We start from the raw sequence: 16,243 nt of genomic DNA, 5'->3' as shown, positions 1-16,243 counted from the left end.
TCAAGGTGGTGTACAGATGACTGATCAAAAAACTGATACCCAAGTAACAGAGAAAAAGCCAACTAAATTGAAGTTGAAACGTTCAACGCATAGTACGTTAACGGTGCAACAAAATGGTAGTGGTAAAAGTAAAGAAGTAAAAATTGAAACACGTAAAACGCGTGTGATTGATACTCGTGCACAAGCAGAAATGGAAAAACAAGCTGCTGAACAAGCGCGTTTAGAAGCAAAAGCTCGTCAGGAAGCTGAAGCAAAAGCGAAGAAAGAGGCAGAAGAAAAAGCAAAACAAGCTGCTGAGGCGAAAGCGAAGAGAGAAGCAGAAGAGAAAGCAAAACAAGCAGCAGAAGCAAAAGCGAAAAAAGAAGCTGAACAAGCTCAAAAAGAAGCTGCAGCGAAGAAAACAGAATCTGCGAAAAAAGCTTCATCAGAAAAAGATGAAAATAAACAAAAACGCAAAGCAGAAGAAGCGGAATTCCGTCGTAAAGCGGAAGAGGCTGCACGTCAAAAAGCAGAAGAACAAGCAAGAAAAGCTGCAGAAGATGCAAAACGTTATGCTGATTTTTCTGATGAAGATATGGATGATGATGATGCAGATGATTACTCTGATTATCACTTTACCTCTTCTTATGCACGAGAAGCTGAAAATGAGGAAGATCGACGTAATGAAAATCGTGGCCGTGGTAAGAAAGTTACCAAAACCAAGAAAAATGGTCGTGATGAAGAGTCTTCTAAAAATGAACGTGAAGCGAACCGCCGTAATAATCAACAAAATGGTAAAGGTAATAAGAAAGCAAATCGTAAGAGTGCATTACAACAAAGCTTTACTAAGCCAGCACAACCAGTATCTCGTGATGTCGTGATTGGCGAAACCATTACAGTTGGTGAACTTGCGAATAAGATGGCGGTTAAAGCAACAGAAGTCATTAAAACAATGATGAAAATGGGTGCAATGGCAACGATCAACCAAGTGATTGATCAAGAAACAGCTCAATTAGTTGCTGAAGAAATGGGACACAAAGTCGTATTACGTCGTGAAAATGAGTTAGAAGAAGCGGTATTAAGCGATCGTGATATGAATGCTGAATCAGAACCACGTGCACCAGTTGTTACTATTATGGGACACGTTGACCATGGTAAAACATCATTGCTTGACTATATTCGTAAAGCAAAAGTGGCTGCGGGCGAAGCGGGTGGTATTACCCAGCATATCGGGGCATATCACGTACATACACCAAATGGTGATATTACCTTCTTAGATACGCCAGGACACGCTGCATTTACGTCGATGCGTGCGCGTGGTGCACAAGCAACAGATATCGTGGTACTTGTGGTCGCTGCGGATGATGGTGTAATGCCACAAACTATTGAAGCAATTCAACATGCTAAGGCAGCAAATGTACCGTTAGTTGTAGCGGTAAATAAAATTGATAAACCAGAAGCTGATCCAGATCGCGTAAAAACTGAATTATCTCAACATGGTGTTATTTCTGAAGATTGGGGTGGTGATACACAATTTGTCAATGTATCTGCGAAAAAAGGAATCGGTATTGATGATCTATTAGATGCGATTCTATTACAAGCAGAAGTGCTTGAACTTACCGCAGTGAAAGATGGAATGGCAAGTGGTGTCGTGATTGAATCTTATCTTGATAAAGGTCGTGGTCCAGTTGCAACCGTATTAGTTCAATCAGGTACGCTCAATCGTGGTGATATTGTACTTTGCGGCTTAGAGTATGGTCGTGTGCGTGCAATGCGTAATGAAATCGGCAAAGAAGTCAAAACGGCAGGCCCATCTATTCCAGTAGAAATTTTAGGTTTATCTGGCGTACCAGCTGCTGGGGATGAAATGACAGTGGTGCGTGATGAAAAGAAAGCTCGTGAAGTAGCGTTATATCGTCAAGGTAAATTCCGTGAAGTGAAACTCGCTCGTCAACAAAAAGCGAAACTTGAAAATATGTTTAGCAGTATGACTGAGGGTGATGTTTCTGAATTAAATATTATTGTCAAAGCGGACGTACAAGGTTCAGTAGAAGCAATTTGCCAAGCATTATTAGAGCTTTCTACTGATGAAGTAAAAGTGAAAATTATCGGTTCTGGTGTAGGTGGAATTACAGAAACTGATGCGACTTTAGCTGCAGCATCTAATGCAATTTTAGTGGGCTTTAATGTTCGTGCTGATGCGTCTGCACGTAAGATTGTAGAAAGTGAAAGTATTGATTTACGCTACTATTCAGTAATCTATGATTTAATTAATGAAATTAAAGCGGCATTAAGCGGTATGCTACAACCAGAATTTAAACAAGAAATTATTGGTTTAGCTGAAGTTCGTGATGTATTCCGTTCACCGAAATTTGGTGCGATCGCAGGTTGTATGGTGATTGAAGGGGTAGTGAAACGTCATAATCCAATCCGTGTATTACGTGATAATGTTGTTATCTTTGAAGGTGAGTTAGAATCACTTCGTCGCTTTAAAGATGATGTCAATGAAGTTCGTAATGGTATGGAATGTGGTATCGGCGTGAAGAACTACAATGATGTTCGCACTGGCGACCAAATTGAAGTTTTTGAAACGATTGAAATTAAACGTTCAATTTAATTAACAGCACAACAATAATTAACAAAGTGGTAACGAGTCAAATTACCACTTTGTTTTATTTTTGAGGATTCATTATGGCAAGAGAATTTAGCCGAGCACAACGAGTCGCCCAAGAAATTAAAAAAGAGATTGCAGTGATTTTGCAACGTGAAGTAAAAGATCCTCGCATTGGAATGGTCACAGTATCTGATGTTGAGGTTTCAAGGGATTTGGCTTATGCAAAAATTTTCGTGACCTTTTTATTTAATGAAGATGATGCACAAATTAAGCAAGGATTGATTGGCTTAGAAAAAGCATCGCCTTATATTCGCTCCTTATTAGGTAAAGCGATGCGTTTACGGATTGTGCCAGAATTGCGTTTTATTTATGACACTTCATTAGTTGAAGGAATGAGAATGTCTAATTTAGTGACACAAGTCGTAAATCAAGATAAGGCAAAACATCACGAAGAGTAGGAGTAAACGTGGCGAAAAACAAGAAAGGTCGAGATATTGACGGTATTGTGTTATTAGATAAGCCACAAGGTGTTAGTTCTAATCATATCTTGCAACAAGTAAAGCGTTATTATCAAGCAAATAAAGCAGGTCATACGGGGGCGTTAGATCCATTAGCAACGGGGATGTTGCCAATTTGTTTAGGGGAAGCAACCAAATTTTCACAGCATTTATTAGAGGCAGATAAGGCTTATTTGGTGACTGCTAAATTAGGGGAACGTACTGATACCTCTGATGCAGATGGACAAGTGGTTGAACAGCGTGCAGTAAATGTCGATTTAGCTCAAATTATTGCAGCTCTGCCGCATTTCACTGGCGAGTTGAAACAAGTTCCAACAATGTTTTCTGCCTTGAAACATCAAGGAAAACCGCTTTATGAGTATGCACGTGCGGGAATTACCGTTGAACGTGAAGCCCGCCCAATCACGATTTTTTCGCTTGAGTTTATTGAATACCAAGCACCCTATTTAACATTATCTGTGCATTGTTCAAAAGGGACTTATATCCGTACATTGATCGATGATCTTGGGGAATATTTAGGGTGTGGTGCGCACGTTACTATGCTTCGTAGAACGAAAGTAGCAAATTATCCAACCGAGAAGATGGTAACCATTGAACAACTTGCGATATTAGCAGAGCAGCAAAATCTAGCAGCTTTAGATCAATTATTATTGCCAACGGATACTGCAATTACTGATTTACCTATTTTATCTGTAACAACTGAAATTGCACAAAAATTACGTTTTGGGCAGAGAGTAAAATTAGCAACAGAAGTTGCTGCTGGTTTACATACTGTCTATACCGAGCAGAAAGAGTTTATTGGCGTAGCTGAAGTTATTAAGGATGTGTTACACCCAAGGCGGCTAGTTAATTCAGATAAATAAAATGATTTTGTTATAGTTTGAAATACACAATCTATGTCCTAGATTGTGTATTTTTTATTTGTGTAGTTTTTGGCAAATTAGCAACCTTTTTGTCTACTATGCCGCTTTAAAAGCAAAAAACCGTAAGTTCAATTAAACTTACGGTTTTTTAGAATTTGATGGCGGAGGAAAAGAGATTCGAACTCTTGGAGGACGTAAATCCTCGCCGGTTTTCAAGACCGGTGCCTTCAACCACTCGACCATTCCTCCGCAGTTGTTGGCTTAACTAAGCGGGGCTAATCATACGGATTTCAGTAAGGTAAGTCAAGCAAGGAAAAACGTTTTTTTTATAAATGCTTTAATAATAGGCAAAAGTTGTTGGTTAAATGCTCTGGTGAGCAAAAAATAAATAATATATCTGTAATACTGTCTTTTTTATACTGTATTTATATACAGTATTTTGTTAGACTAATTACCTCTTTAATTTTGTGTTATTGATAACAATATGACTCAACGAAAAATTATCCATATTGATATGGATTGTTTCTATGCAGCAATTGAAATCAGAGAAAATCCAAATTTAGCCGATAAACCTGTTGCAGTTGGAGGATCACCTCAGCAACGAGGTGTCTTGGCTACTTGTAACTATATTGCTCGTCGTTATGGTTTACATAGTGCGATGTCCTCAGCACAAGCATTAAAACGTTGTCCTCATTTAGTGTTATTGCCAGTTAATATGGCATTTTATAAGCAAGTATCGCAACAAATTCATCAAATTTTTCAACGTTATACTGAAATTATTGAGCCGTTATCATTAGATGAGGCCTATTTAGATGTGACTCATGCTACACAGTATTCAGGATCAGCTACTTGGATAGCGGAAGCCATTCGGCGAGATATTTGGCAAGAATTACATTTAACTGCTTCGGCAGGTGTTGCTCCATTAAAATTTTTAGCCAAAATTGCTTCAGAACAAAATAAACCTAATGGGCAATTTGTGATTCCTCCTGAAAAAGTGATGGAATTTGTTTATCACTTACCTTTACGTAAAATTCCAGGAGTGGGAAAAGTTGTAGCTGCAAGATTAAACGCAATGGGATTGGAAACATGTGGTGATGTACAACGTTTTCCACATCATATCTTGAATGATCAATTAGGTAAAATGGGCGAACGTATTTGGCAATTTAGTCATGCGATTGATGAGCGACAAATTCAACCGCATCGAGAACGTAAATCAGTGGGGGTGGAAGAAACTTTATTAACTGATTTGGTTTCGCCAGAACAAAGTCAGGCAATAATGGCAAAACTTTATCAACAGTTACTGCATCGTGTACAAAAGTATTGTTTAAATTTTGCTACACATACATTCAAATTAGGGGTTAAATTAAAATTTAGTGACTTTCAAGCAACAACAGTGGAAAAGACAGGATTATTGTGTAATTTAGAACATTTTTGGCAATTATTAGAGATTGCTTGGCAACGAAGTCGAGGGCGTAAAGTACGTTTGATTGGTTTGCATTTATATTTACCAGAAAGTCAACAGCAGCAACAAATGTCGCTGTGGGAATAGTAATAAAATTATTCTGCAATAAACCCTTGAAATTGATTAAATAAGTACGATATAAAGGAGCGTTTTTGCAGAACATCATTATCAAGGGAGGAAAATATAAGATGATGAGGATTATTCTGTTTTTAATCACAAATATGGCAGTGCTATTTGTGTTTAATATTATCTTAACGTTGACGGGTATCCGTTCACAAGATGCAATGGGATTACTGATTTTTGCAGCGTTATTTGGTTTTAGTGGCTCATTAATTTCATTGTTTTTATCAAAAACGATGGCGAAGCGTTCAGTTGGTGCAGAGGTGATAACAACGCCGCAAAATGAAGTTGAACGTTGGTTAGTTAATACAGTTAAACAACAAACTGAAAAGTTAGGTTTACCAATGCCAGAAGTGGCGATTTATCATTCTGCAGATGTGAACGCCTTTGCGACAGGTGCGAGTAAAAATAATTCTTTAGTGGCAGTTAGTACAGGATTATTAAATAGTATGAGTCGTGATGAAGCTGAAGCGGTGTTAGCTCACGAAGTGAGCCATATTGCCAATGGGGATATGGTCACGATGACGTTGTTACAAGGTGTGTTAAATACTTTTGTGATTTTCTTATCTCGTGTTATTGCAAGTGTGGCAGCACAAAGTCGCAGTAGTGATGAAGAGAGCAGTTCAAATTCTGGTATCTATTTCCTTGTGTCGATGGTATTAGAAATTGTATTTGGTTTCTTAGCGAGTATGATCGCTATGTGGTTCTCACGTTATCGTGAATTCCACGCAGATGCAGGTTCAGCACATCTAGTCGGAAAAGAAAAAATGATTGCTGCATTACGTCGTTTACAAGCAATTCACGAACCTGAAGAATTAACGGGACAATTAGCTGCCTTTGCAATTAATGGAAAAAGAAGTGGTTTAGCAAGTTTATTTATGAGCCACCCGCCATTAGAAAAACGTATTGAAGCATTACAAAACTTAAAATAATTAGTTAAGTTGCTATGATTGGTTAATGCCTTAATTGTTGGAATTAAGGCATTAATTATTTTTTGGAGTACGGGAATGGAACATAAAATAGAAGATTTAATGGCGATTTTTAATCGCTGTTTTTATGCAGAATATAATACAAAATTAGAAAAGGGCGGAGATGAGCCTATCTATTTGCCAGCAACGGAAGAACGTCCTTATCATGCGATTTATTTTGCACGTGGTTTTTATAGCAGTGGTTTGCACGAAATAGCTCACTGGCTAGTTGCAGGCAAAGCCCGTCGAGAATTAGAAGATTTTGGTTATTGGTATGAACCTGATGGACGTAGTGAAGAGCAACAACGGGAATTTGAAAAAGTAGAAGTGAAACCACAAGCATTGGAATGGATTTTGGCAAATGCGGCAGGTTTCCGTTATGTTGCAAGTGCTGATAATTTAAATGGCAATCCAGGTGATACAGGCCCATTTAAACAAAAAGTTTATCAACAAGTATGTGAATATGTAGCGAAAGGATTACCTAAGAGAGCGGAAAAACTCCGCTTAGCATTAGCAGAGTTTTACCAGCGACCAAAAGAGATTGATTTAACTGAATTTGATCTCACTAAGATTTAATCTTTGGACGGTTCAGGTGTCATTGCCTGTGTTGGATGTTGTTCACTATATTCTAGCAATAATTTAGCAATCGCTTGGCGATAAGTAATTTCTAAGGTTTCTCGGCTAGTAGCAATAACACCTTGATCAATCAAGAAACCATCGCTGACATCATAAACCCAACCGTGCAAGGAAAGTTTTTTACCTCTATTCCAGGCAGAACGTACAATAGAGGATAAACCTAAATTGTAAACTTGTTCGGCAACATTAATGCGAGTTAGGGCATCAGCACGTTTCTCTGGAGGCAGATTACCTAGTAGATGGCTATGTTTAAACCAAATATCACGAATATGTAGTAGCCAGTTATTGATTAAACCTAAATCCTCATTGGTCATAGCAGCGTGGATTCCGCCACAGTTGGTATGACCACAAATAATAATGTGTTCAATGTCGAGTACATCAACGGCATATTGGACGACAGAGAGGCAGTTTAAATCGGTATGAATTACTTGATTAGCAACATTGCGATGTACGAACAGTTCACCAGGTCCTAAGTTAGTCAGTTTTTCGGCAGGAACACGACTATCAGAACAGCCAATCCATAGAAAGGTTGGTTTTTGATGTTCAGCAAGCTCAGCGAAATAATCGGCATGTTGCTCTTTCATTTCGGTTGCCCATTTAAAATTGTTGGCAAATAATTGTTCGATTTTCTTCATTTATACACCTTAATATTGAAGATATGCTATATTGTCGGGCGTTTTGCATTATACCGATAAAAACTCTCCTGCCTATGACCTTTTAATTAAATTGATGAAAAAAATAAAATGTAAGGATAATTATGTTTGCATTAGAGATAAATCAATTAACAAAATCTTATAGTAATGGTTTTAAAGCCTTACATGGGATTGATTTGCACGTTAAAGAAGGTGATTTCTATGCTTTACTTGGACATAATGGTGCAGGTAAATCAACAACGATAGGAATTATCAGTTCATTAGTCAATAAAACCAGTGGTCAAGTAAAAGTTTTTGGTTATGACTTGGATACTCAACTCACAGAATTGAAAAAACAGTTGGGTGTTGTACCACAAGAATTTAATTTTAATAACTTTGAAAAAGTGATTGATATTTTGACTAATCAAGCAGGATATTATGGCGTACCTCGTCAGGAAGCCTTGAAGCGAGCAGAATATTGGTTAAAGAAATTGGATCTTTGGGATAAACGTCAGCAAAAATCAATGCGTTTATCAGGCGGAATGAAGCGTCGTTTAATGATTGCTCGTGCGTTAATGCATAACCCTCGCCTATTGATTTTAGATGAGCCAACCGCAGGCGTAGATATTGAGTTGCGCCGTACGATGTGGCAGTTTTTGCAAGAATTGAACCAGCAAGGTACAACGATTATTTTAACTACCCACTATCTTGAAGAAGCGGAAATGCTTTGTCGTAATATTGGTATTATTCAGCAAGGGCGTTTAGTGGTAAATACGTCAATGAAGGAGCTGTTAGCTAAATTAGAAACAGAAACCTTTATTCTCGATTTAGCACAAAATGGATCAGAGATTAAATTACAGGATTATCGCTTTAAATTAGTTGATGCAATGACATTAGAGGTTGAAGTCCACCGTGAACAAGGATTGAATTCGTTGTTTGCCGAATTAAGCCAGCAAGGTGTTAGCGTATTAAGTATGCGAAATAAAGCGAATCGCTTGGAAGAATTGTTTGTCAGTATGGCATTAAATAAATCAGATGCGGATAAAGCAAAACAGGGGGAAAAGTAAGATGTCATCATTAGCATGGGTTGCTTATAAAACCATTTTACGCAAAGAGATCCAACGTTTTATGCGTATTTGGGTACAAACTTTAGTGCCACCAGTGATTACCATGATGTTGTATTTCATTATTTTCGGACAATTAATCGGCAGTCGTATTGGTTCAATGCACGGTGTTAGCTATATGGAGTTTATTGTACCTGGATTGATTATGATGTCTGCGATTACGAACTCTTTTGCGAATGTGGCTTCCTCTTTTTACAGTACAAAATTTGCTCGTAATGTAGAGGAATTATTAGTTTCACCGACTTCGCCACATATTATTATTTTAGGCTATATTTCAGGTGGTATGGCTCGTGGGATCTTTGTTGGCTTTTTAGTAACACTGGTATCACTATTTTTTGTACGTTTTGATGTATATTCGTGGCTCGTTATTTTAGGCATTTTATTAATGACCACGGCAACCTTTTCATTAGGTGGTCTAATTAATGCAGTATTTGCACGATCTTTTGATGATACCTCTATTATTCCAACGTTCGTGTTAACACCATTAACCTATTTAGGTGGTGTTTTTTATTCAATTTCGTTATTACCTGAATTTTGGCAATGGGTATCAAAATTGAATCCAATTGTTTATATGATTAATGGTTTCCGTTATGGTTTTTTAGGGATTAGTGATGTACCGTTGCATTATACCTTTGCCGTATTAGCGTTATTTATTGTGGTTTTATATTGTTTTGTATATCAATTAATTAAACGTGGTGTTGGATTAAGAAATTAATCGATTCCTGTTTAAGGAGCAAATATCTATGTTAGATTGGCAGCACTATTTGGCCTTTACACCACAAGAAATGAGTGCATTATGGCTCAGTTTAGAAGTGGCGTTGGGGGCGGTACTTTGGAGTTTACCCTTAGCGATTTTCGTTGCTTGGTTATTAGCTAGAAAACAGTTTTTTGGTAAAACCATTTTAAATAGTGTGATTTATTTGCCTTTGGTATTACCACCAGTCGTCATTGGATATTTGCTTTTAGTGATCATGGGGAGAAAAGGGGTAATTGGACAGTATTTATATGAATGGTTCGGTTTCTCCTTTGCATTTAGTTGGCGTGGTGCAATCTTAGCCTCTGCTGTGGTTGCCTTTCCGCTTGTTGTACGTTCCATTCGACTTTCGCTAGAAAGTATTGATGCTAATCTTGAAGCGACAGCTAGGACATTAGGAGCTTCGCCTTATCGGGTATTTTTTACGATTACGTTGCCATTAGCCTTGCCAGGGGTATTGGCTGGAATGGTGTTAGGATTTGCTCGTTCATTAGGTGAGTTTGGAGCGACGATTACGTTTGTTTCCAATATTGTTGGTCAGACACAAACGATTCCGCTGGCGATGTATTCTTTTATTCAAACACCTGGGGCAGAAGATCAAGCATTTAAACTCTGCTTACTTTCGATTATGCTTTCGCTGTTGTCTTTACTGTTATCAGAATGGCTGTCCCATTATATGTATCAAAAATTAGGACAACGCCATGCTTAATTTACAAGTTAAGAAATCTTTTCCTTCACTTACCGTAGAACTCGATCTACAAATTCCTACTCAAGGCATTACGATGATTTTTGGTCGTTCTGGTGCAGGGAAATCTTCATTATTAAATATGGTGAGTGGTTTAAGTACACCAGATCAAGGACGAATCACGTTACAAGATCGGGTACTTGTGGATACTGCACAACATATTAATTTACCTGTGGAAAAACGCCGAATTGGTTATGTATTTCAAGAAGCGAGGCTATTTCCGCATTATCGAGTAAAAGGGAATTTGCAATATGGAATGCCGAAAACATTGCAAAATAAGTTTTCAGCGATTGTTGAGTTATTAGGTTTAGAAGAGCTATTAAATCGTTATCCACTGACTTTGTCTGGTGGAGAGAAGCAGCGTGTTGCGATTGGAAGGGCATTATTATCAAATCCGCAATTATTGTTAATGGATGAGCCATTATCTGCATTAGATATGCCTAGAAAACAAGAGTTAATGCGCTATTTATTACGCTTAGTAAAAGAGATTGAGATCCCAATTCTGTATGTCACACATAGTTTAGATGAATTAAAGATCTTAGCTAATCGAGTGGTGTTGCTTGAAAGTGGTAAATTGATGAAATTTGCGGACTTACAAACGGTTTGGAATAGTGGCTTATTAGCCGAATGGCAACAAAATCAGGGAAAACAGTGGATTTATCAAGGAAAGTTATTAGAAAAAATAGCCTGTACTCAACAAGGTATTGTTCAGATTGGAACACAACATTTTCGAGTAGCCTTAAATCAAGATTATCCATTAGGGGAAATGGTAAAAATCGCCATTAATCAACAGGATCTATTTTTATCGTTAACACCATTAAACAACAGTAGCGTGACGAATCAATACCAAGGTGTCATTATCGATATTAATAAACAAGAAGATCAGATTGCGGTTGTGGTAAAAATTGAGGAAAACCTCATAGTAACAGTGTTAATTAGTATTGCTGCTTATCAACAATTACAACTCAAACAAGATCAAGTCATTTATTTGCATATATTAAATGTACATATGTTAGCTTATTGATGTGGTACAAAGAGCAAAAAAGTTATTGGTATCTTCGAAGAGAATGACCTACAATTTGTTACTAAGAGTAATATTCTTTCTCAATTAAATATCTATTAAAAACGTTTTTATAGATAGATCTATTTTTGTTTATTAATAAGTAGGAGAAACCTATGTTTAAAAAATTGTTGATTACCTCAGTAGTTGCATTAAGTGCAAATTTTGCGAATGCAGAACAAGTTACCGTTTTTGCGGCAGCATCAATGACAAATGCACTACAACAAGTGGCAACAGACTATAAAAAACAAGCACCACAAGATGAAATCGTCTTTTCTTTTGCTTCTTCTTCAACGTTAGCGAAACAAATTGAAGAAGGGGCACCAGCGAATATTTTTATTTCGGCAAATACGAAATGGATGGATTATTTGAAAGAGAAAGGTTTAACTGTAGCAGGCACAGATAAAATTTTAGTTGGTAATGATTTAGTGATGATTGCGAATAAAGATAGCAAAACTGACAATGTGGATGTTGCAAAAGGCGAATGGATTAAACAGCTAGATAATAATTTTCTATCTGTCGGCGATCCAGATCATGTACCAGCAGGACAATATATGAAGGCTGCTACTATGAAATTAGGTTTTTGGGAGAAAATTGAATCCAAATTGGCACGTGGTAAAGATGTGCGTGCCGCATTAGCTGTAGTTGAACGTGATGAAGTTCCATTAGGTGTCGTTTATGGTACAGATGCAAAACAAAGTGATAAAGTGAAAGTGGTTGGCATTTTCCCAACAGATAGTTATCCAAAAATTGAATATCCAGTCGCTTTATTAAAAGATCACGATAGCAAAGCAGCAAAAGCCTTTTTTGATTATTTACAATCAGATGATGTGAAAAAAGTCTTTACACAATATGGTTTTAGTGTCGTAAAATAATAGTTAAGTTGTTATTTTTGATTAGCCTATAACGAGTTTCCGTTATGGGCTTTTTGTTTGCAATATAGAAAACATAGTGTCCATCAATCTTCATATTCACTTTATTACAAACTTACTTCTCTATAAGAACAGCCGATTTTTTACTTGAAAATCATTTTTGATAGTGGCAATATTGACACCCTTTAAAAAATAAAAATAATTCTCATTTTATTTGTCTAGAAAAATAATGATTAAACGGCGATATTTGTTGTTATTCTTAGTGGTGTTATCTTTTTTTTCACTATTAATTGGCGTCAGTTCAGTAACACTCACTGGATTGCTATCTTTTGATTATGAGCAATGGCAAGTGCTGATGATTAGTCGTGTTCCACGTCTAATTAGCATTTTAATTGCTGGTGCAAGTTTAAGTATTTGCGGGTTAGTAATGCAACAATTAAGTCGTAATCGTTTTGTTTCGCCAACCACGGCGGGTACGATGGATTGTGCAAGATTAGGTGTATTATTAGCCATCTTATTTTTCCCTGATGCTTCAATGTTATTAAAGTCTACGATAGCTATTATTGCTGCTTTTGTTGGATCATTGCTATTTATGACTTTATTGGAAAAAGTTAAATTTACTGACACTATTTTTGTTCCCTTAGTTGGTATTATGTTTGGCAATATTGTCAGTTCAATTACCGCATTTATCGCCTATCAACAAGATTTATTACAAAATTTATCCTCATGGCTACAAGGTGATTTTTCTCTGATTATGAGTGGACGCTATGAGATGCTTTATATCAGTATTCCAACATTATTATTAGCGTATCTATTTGCACAACGTTTTTCGATTGTCGGAATGGGGGAGGCGTTTGCAACAAATTTAGGACTAAATTATAAACAAGTGTTGTATCTAGGATTGGCGATTGTATCTGTTGTATCGGCGATTGTAATTGTTACAGTGGGGGTCATTCCTTTTCTTGGCTTAATTGTACCTAATATTGTGACACTATATTTAGGAGATAATTTACAGAAAACACTTTTACATACGGCAATTTTAGGGGCAATTTTTGTACTTGGTTGTGATATTTTGGGTAGAGTAGTTATCTATCCTTATGAAATCTCAATTAATGCGGTAGTTGGTGTATTTGGTAGTGCGATATTCCTCTATTTGTTATTTAAGAGGTATCGTAATGCGTAATTTATTCGCCTGTAAATTAAAGCTCGCTTTATTAATTATCATTGTTATGGTGGTAAGTACACTATACCTTGTTTATCAACTTCCTTCTCGTTGGGAATATGCATTAACACATCGAACATTGTCTTTATTAGCAATTATTGTAACAGGTATAGGTATTGCATTAGCAACAATGCTATTCCAGCCATTAGTGAATAATCGAATTTTAACGCCAAGTGTTTTAGGGCTGGATTCGTTATATTTATTTATTCAGACTGTTATTATTTTTGTGTCAGGTTCTGCAGCCTTGTTGGCGATTGATTCGCTTGTACTCTTTTTCTTTTCAACTGTGGTTATGATGGGATTTGCGTTATTGCTGTATCGCTTATTATTCCAACAAGAGCAGCAAAGTATGTTTTTCTTATTATTAGTCGGTATTGTATTTGGGACGTTTTTTCAAAGTATGACGACTTTTATGGAAGTATTAATCGATCCAAATGAATTCCAAATTACTCAAGATATTGGTTTTGCTAGTTTTAATCGAATTAATACTAATATTTTATGGATAGCAGCAGCTATTATTATCGCAGTTTCGTTCTGGAGTATCCGCTATTTTCGCATACTTGATGTACTGGCATTAGGCCGTGATCAAGCGATTAATTTAGGTGTGAATTATCCACGAATAACAAAACAACTCTTGCTGATCGTTACGATTTTAATTTCTGTTGCGACTGCATTAGTAGGTCCAATTACTTTTTTAGGGTTGTTGGTGATGAATATTACTTTTGAATTTATGCCACGCCATCAACACCGTTGGTTAATTCCCACTGCAATTTTAATTGCCATCATTATTCTCGTATTAGGTCAATTTATTGTGGCTCAGCTTCTTACCTTTAAAACGACATTAAGCATTTTGGTGAATTTTATTGGCGGTGTGTATTTTATCTATTTATTACTTAGGACAAATAAAGTATGGCAATAGAACTGAAAAATATTAGTAAATCATTTGGGCCACAACGGGTGGTTGATGATGTTTCATTAACAATCCCGCAAGGCAAAATTACCGCTTTTATCGGACCAAATGGTGCGGGTAAAAGTACATTATTAGCAATTATTAGCCGCTTGCTTCAAGCCGATCAGGGGGAAGTCATTTTAAATGGCATACCGTTACAGCAACAAGCAAGTGAGAGTATTGCACGACAATTAGCGATTTTAAAACAGAGTAATCACGTCCATTTACGTTTAACCGTAGAAGAGTTGGTATCTTTTGGGCGTTTTCCTTATAGCAAAGGGCGTTTAACGGCTGAAGATAAAGTTGCTATTGATCATGCTATTGACTATATGAATTTAACAGAATTACGTAACAAACCAATCCATACCCTGAGTGGAGGACAACGGCAACGTGCGTATATTGCGATGACGTTAGCACAGGATACGGATTATATTTTGCTTGATGAACCATTGAATAACTTAGATATGAAACATTCAGTACAAATTATGCAAGTTTTGCGTCAGTTGGTGGAAAATCTAGGCAAAACAGTCGTTATTGTTATTCATGATATTAATTTTGCCTCTTGTTATGCGGATTATATTGTTGCTATGCAGCAAGGACGACTTGTTGCAGAGGGTGATGTTGATCAAATTATGCAAACGCCTGTATTGGCAAATATCTATGATATGCACATTCCGATCCAACAGATTAATGGGCAACGGATTGCAACCTATTTTCGTTAAAATTTTATCTACAAATAGTTGAAAGGAGAGTAATTAATGAAAATTAAAATGAAACTAGCTTTAGGTGTATTGGGATTAGTAAGCAGTTTAGCCATGCTACCTAGTCAAGCAGCAGATATTACAGTAAAAACCTCTGTTGGAGAACAAACTATACCTCAAGATGCGAAACGTATTGTGGTATTAGATTATGGTGTGGCAGATACATTGCGTGAGTTAGGGGCAGCAGATCGAATTGTTGGTATTCCAAAATCAACAGTATTGCCTACTTACTTAGAATCATTTAAAGCAGATAATTTTGCGAATGTAGGATCACTACCTGAACCCGCTTTTGAAAAAATTAATGAGTTGAAACCAGATTTAATCATTGCTTCTAGTCGTCAACAAAAAATGTTAGATCGTTTTAAAGAAATTGCCCCTGTTTTTTATTATCAAAATGATTTTACTAATTTCTATTCCTCATTAGTGAATAATATTGAAATTCTTGGCAAGATTGTGAATAAAGAATCTTTGGCTAAAGAGAAAATTGCTACTTTAGAAAGCAAAGTAAATCAATTAGCAGCACTAACTAAAGGGAAAACGGCCCTATTAGTATTAGTGAATGAAAATAGAATTAGTGCATATGGTGATACTTCTCGTTATGGTCTGGTTTATCAAAAATTTGGGTTTACGCCAGCAGATAAAAATATCAAATCTTCAACACATGGTATGAGTGTTGGTTTTGAGTATGTGCTAGAAAAAAATCCTGATTATTTATTAGTTGTAGATCGTACAGCAGCCATTACGGATAAAAAAGATAATGCTAAAGTTGTTTTAGAAAATGATCTTATTAAGAAAACGAAAGCATATCAGCAAAAGCATATTGTTTATTTAGATGCGGCAAATTGGTATTTAGCATTTGGTGGATTAAAAGCAATAGAAATGATGATTGATGAATTAGAGCAAACCGTAAAATAATTAAATTATTAAGAAATAAGAATGGTAGATATTGAATCATAAGATATCT

At 36.5% G+C, this 16,243-nt stretch carries 16 protein-coding genes and 1 tRNA gene; 15 read left to right on the top strand and 2 right to left on the bottom strand.

Going from position 1 to position 16,243, the window contains the following annotated elements:
* Positions 1-16 precede the first annotated feature (16 nt).
* The 3 genes from infB to truB all read left to right on the top strand — a co-directional run bounded on the left by infB (position 17) and on the right by truB (position 3,974).
* The gene (infB, locus tag ACFFHT_RS06845; RefSeq protein WP_382374719.1) at positions 17-2,596 is read left to right on the top strand and encodes a translation initiation factor IF-2; all 2,580 of its coding nucleotides are present in this window, start codon (positions 17-19) and stop codon (positions 2,594-2,596) included.
* Between the two features lie 74 nt (positions 2,597-2,670).
* Positions 2,671-3,051, top strand: a complete 381-nt coding sequence (gene rbfA, locus ACFFHT_RS06840; protein WP_382374717.1) for a 30S ribosome-binding factor RbfA — start codon at positions 2,671-2,673, stop codon at positions 3,049-3,051.
* 8 nt (positions 3,052-3,059) lie between these two features.
* Complete coding sequence (gene truB, locus ACFFHT_RS06835) at positions 3,060-3,974, top strand: tRNA pseudouridine(55) synthase TruB (protein WP_382374715.1); 915 nt, start codon at positions 3,060-3,062, stop codon at positions 3,972-3,974.
* Between the two features lie 159 nt (positions 3,975-4,133).
* Here the strand turns inward: truB and ACFFHT_RS06830 are convergent.
* Positions 4,134-4,223 (bottom strand) — tRNA-Ser (locus ACFFHT_RS06830).
* A 235-nt stretch (positions 4,224-4,458) separates the two neighbouring features.
* Between ACFFHT_RS06830 and dinB the strand changes: the two genes are divergently transcribed.
* The 3 genes from dinB (at position 4,459) to ACFFHT_RS06815 (ending at position 7,100) form a co-directional block, all read left to right on the top strand.
* Positions 4,459-5,523, top strand: a complete 1,065-nt coding sequence (gene dinB / locus ACFFHT_RS06825; protein WP_382374714.1) for a DNA polymerase IV — start codon at positions 4,459-4,461, stop codon at positions 5,521-5,523.
* Positions 5,524-5,624: 101 nt separating this feature from the next.
* Positions 5,625-6,488: a protease HtpX gene (htpX, locus tag ACFFHT_RS06820; RefSeq protein ID WP_382374712.1), complete on the top strand. Its 864-nt coding sequence runs from the start codon at positions 5,625-5,627 to the stop codon at positions 6,486-6,488.
* 75 nt (positions 6,489-6,563) lie between these two features.
* Entirely contained in the window at positions 6,564-7,100 is a 537-nt protein-coding gene (locus tag ACFFHT_RS06815) for an elongation factor P hydroxylase (RefSeq protein ID WP_382374710.1), read from the top strand.
* Here ACFFHT_RS06815 and can read toward each other — a convergent pair.
* Positions 7,097-7,795, bottom strand: coding sequence for a carbonate dehydratase (gene can / locus ACFFHT_RS06810; RefSeq protein WP_382374708.1), 699 nt, complete (start codon positions 7,793-7,795; stop codon positions 7,097-7,099). The two genes, ACFFHT_RS06815 and can, sit on opposite strands and share 4 nt — an antisense overlap.
* Before the next feature lie 122 nt (positions 7,796-7,917).
* Between can and ACFFHT_RS06805 the strand changes: the two genes are divergently transcribed.
* The 9 genes from ACFFHT_RS06805 to ACFFHT_RS06765 all read left to right on the top strand — a co-directional run bounded on the left by ACFFHT_RS06805 (position 7,918) and on the right by ACFFHT_RS06765 (position 16,194).
* A complete protein-coding gene (locus ACFFHT_RS06805; protein WP_382374706.1) occupies positions 7,918-8,859 on the top strand; it encodes an ABC transporter ATP-binding protein in 942 nt (313 codons plus the stop codon).
* Between the two features lies 1 nt (position 8,860).
* Complete coding sequence (locus ACFFHT_RS06800; RefSeq protein WP_382374704.1) at positions 8,861-9,631, top strand: ABC transporter permease; 771 nt, start codon at positions 8,861-8,863, stop codon at positions 9,629-9,631.
* A gap of 28 nt (positions 9,632-9,659) precedes the next feature.
* Complete coding sequence (gene modB, locus ACFFHT_RS06795) at positions 9,660-10,379, top strand: molybdate ABC transporter permease subunit (RefSeq protein ID WP_382374702.1); 720 nt, start codon at positions 9,660-9,662, stop codon at positions 10,377-10,379.
* Positions 10,372-11,439 carry a molybdenum ABC transporter ATP-binding protein gene (gene modC, locus ACFFHT_RS06790; RefSeq protein ID WP_382374700.1) on the top strand — a complete coding sequence of 356 codons (1,068 nt, stop codon included), beginning with the start codon at positions 10,372-10,374 and terminating at the stop codon, positions 11,437-11,439. The genes modB and modC overlap by 8 nt, the downstream gene beginning before the upstream one ends.
* A gap of 152 nt (positions 11,440-11,591) precedes the next feature.
* The gene (gene modA, locus ACFFHT_RS06785) at positions 11,592-12,350 is read left to right on the top strand and encodes a molybdate ABC transporter substrate-binding protein (protein ID WP_382374698.1); all 759 of its coding nucleotides are present in this window, start codon (positions 11,592-11,594) and stop codon (positions 12,348-12,350) included.
* Positions 12,351-12,576: 226 nt separating this feature from the next.
* Entirely contained in the window at positions 12,577-13,530 is a 954-nt protein-coding gene (locus ACFFHT_RS06780; protein WP_382374696.1) for an ABC transporter permease, read from the top strand.
* Positions 13,523-14,488 carry an iron chelate uptake ABC transporter family permease subunit gene (locus tag ACFFHT_RS06775; protein ID WP_382374694.1) on the top strand — a complete coding sequence of 322 codons (966 nt, stop codon included), beginning with the start codon at positions 13,523-13,525 and terminating at the stop codon, positions 14,486-14,488. The genes ACFFHT_RS06780 and ACFFHT_RS06775 overlap by 8 nt, the downstream gene beginning before the upstream one ends.
* Positions 14,479-15,240 carry an iron ABC transporter ATP-binding protein gene (locus tag ACFFHT_RS06770; protein WP_382374692.1) on the top strand — a complete coding sequence of 254 codons (762 nt, stop codon included), beginning with the start codon at positions 14,479-14,481 and terminating at the stop codon, positions 15,238-15,240. The genes ACFFHT_RS06775 and ACFFHT_RS06770 overlap by 10 nt, the downstream gene beginning before the upstream one ends.
* 36 nt (positions 15,241-15,276) lie before the next feature.
* Positions 15,277-16,194: a siderophore ABC transporter substrate-binding protein gene (locus tag ACFFHT_RS06765; RefSeq protein ID WP_382374690.1), complete on the top strand. Its 918-nt coding sequence runs from the start codon at positions 15,277-15,279 to the stop codon at positions 16,192-16,194.
* The last annotated feature ends 49 nt before the right edge of the window (positions 16,195-16,243 follow it).

The organism is Gallibacterium melopsittaci (genome assembly GCF_042433085.1).
GTDB classification, from domain to species: domain Bacteria; phylum Pseudomonadota; class Gammaproteobacteria; order Enterobacterales; family Pasteurellaceae; genus Gallibacterium; species Gallibacterium melopsittaci.
Note: the sequence above shows the minus strand (reverse complement) of the source record. Positions and strands in the feature narration are given on the sequence as shown.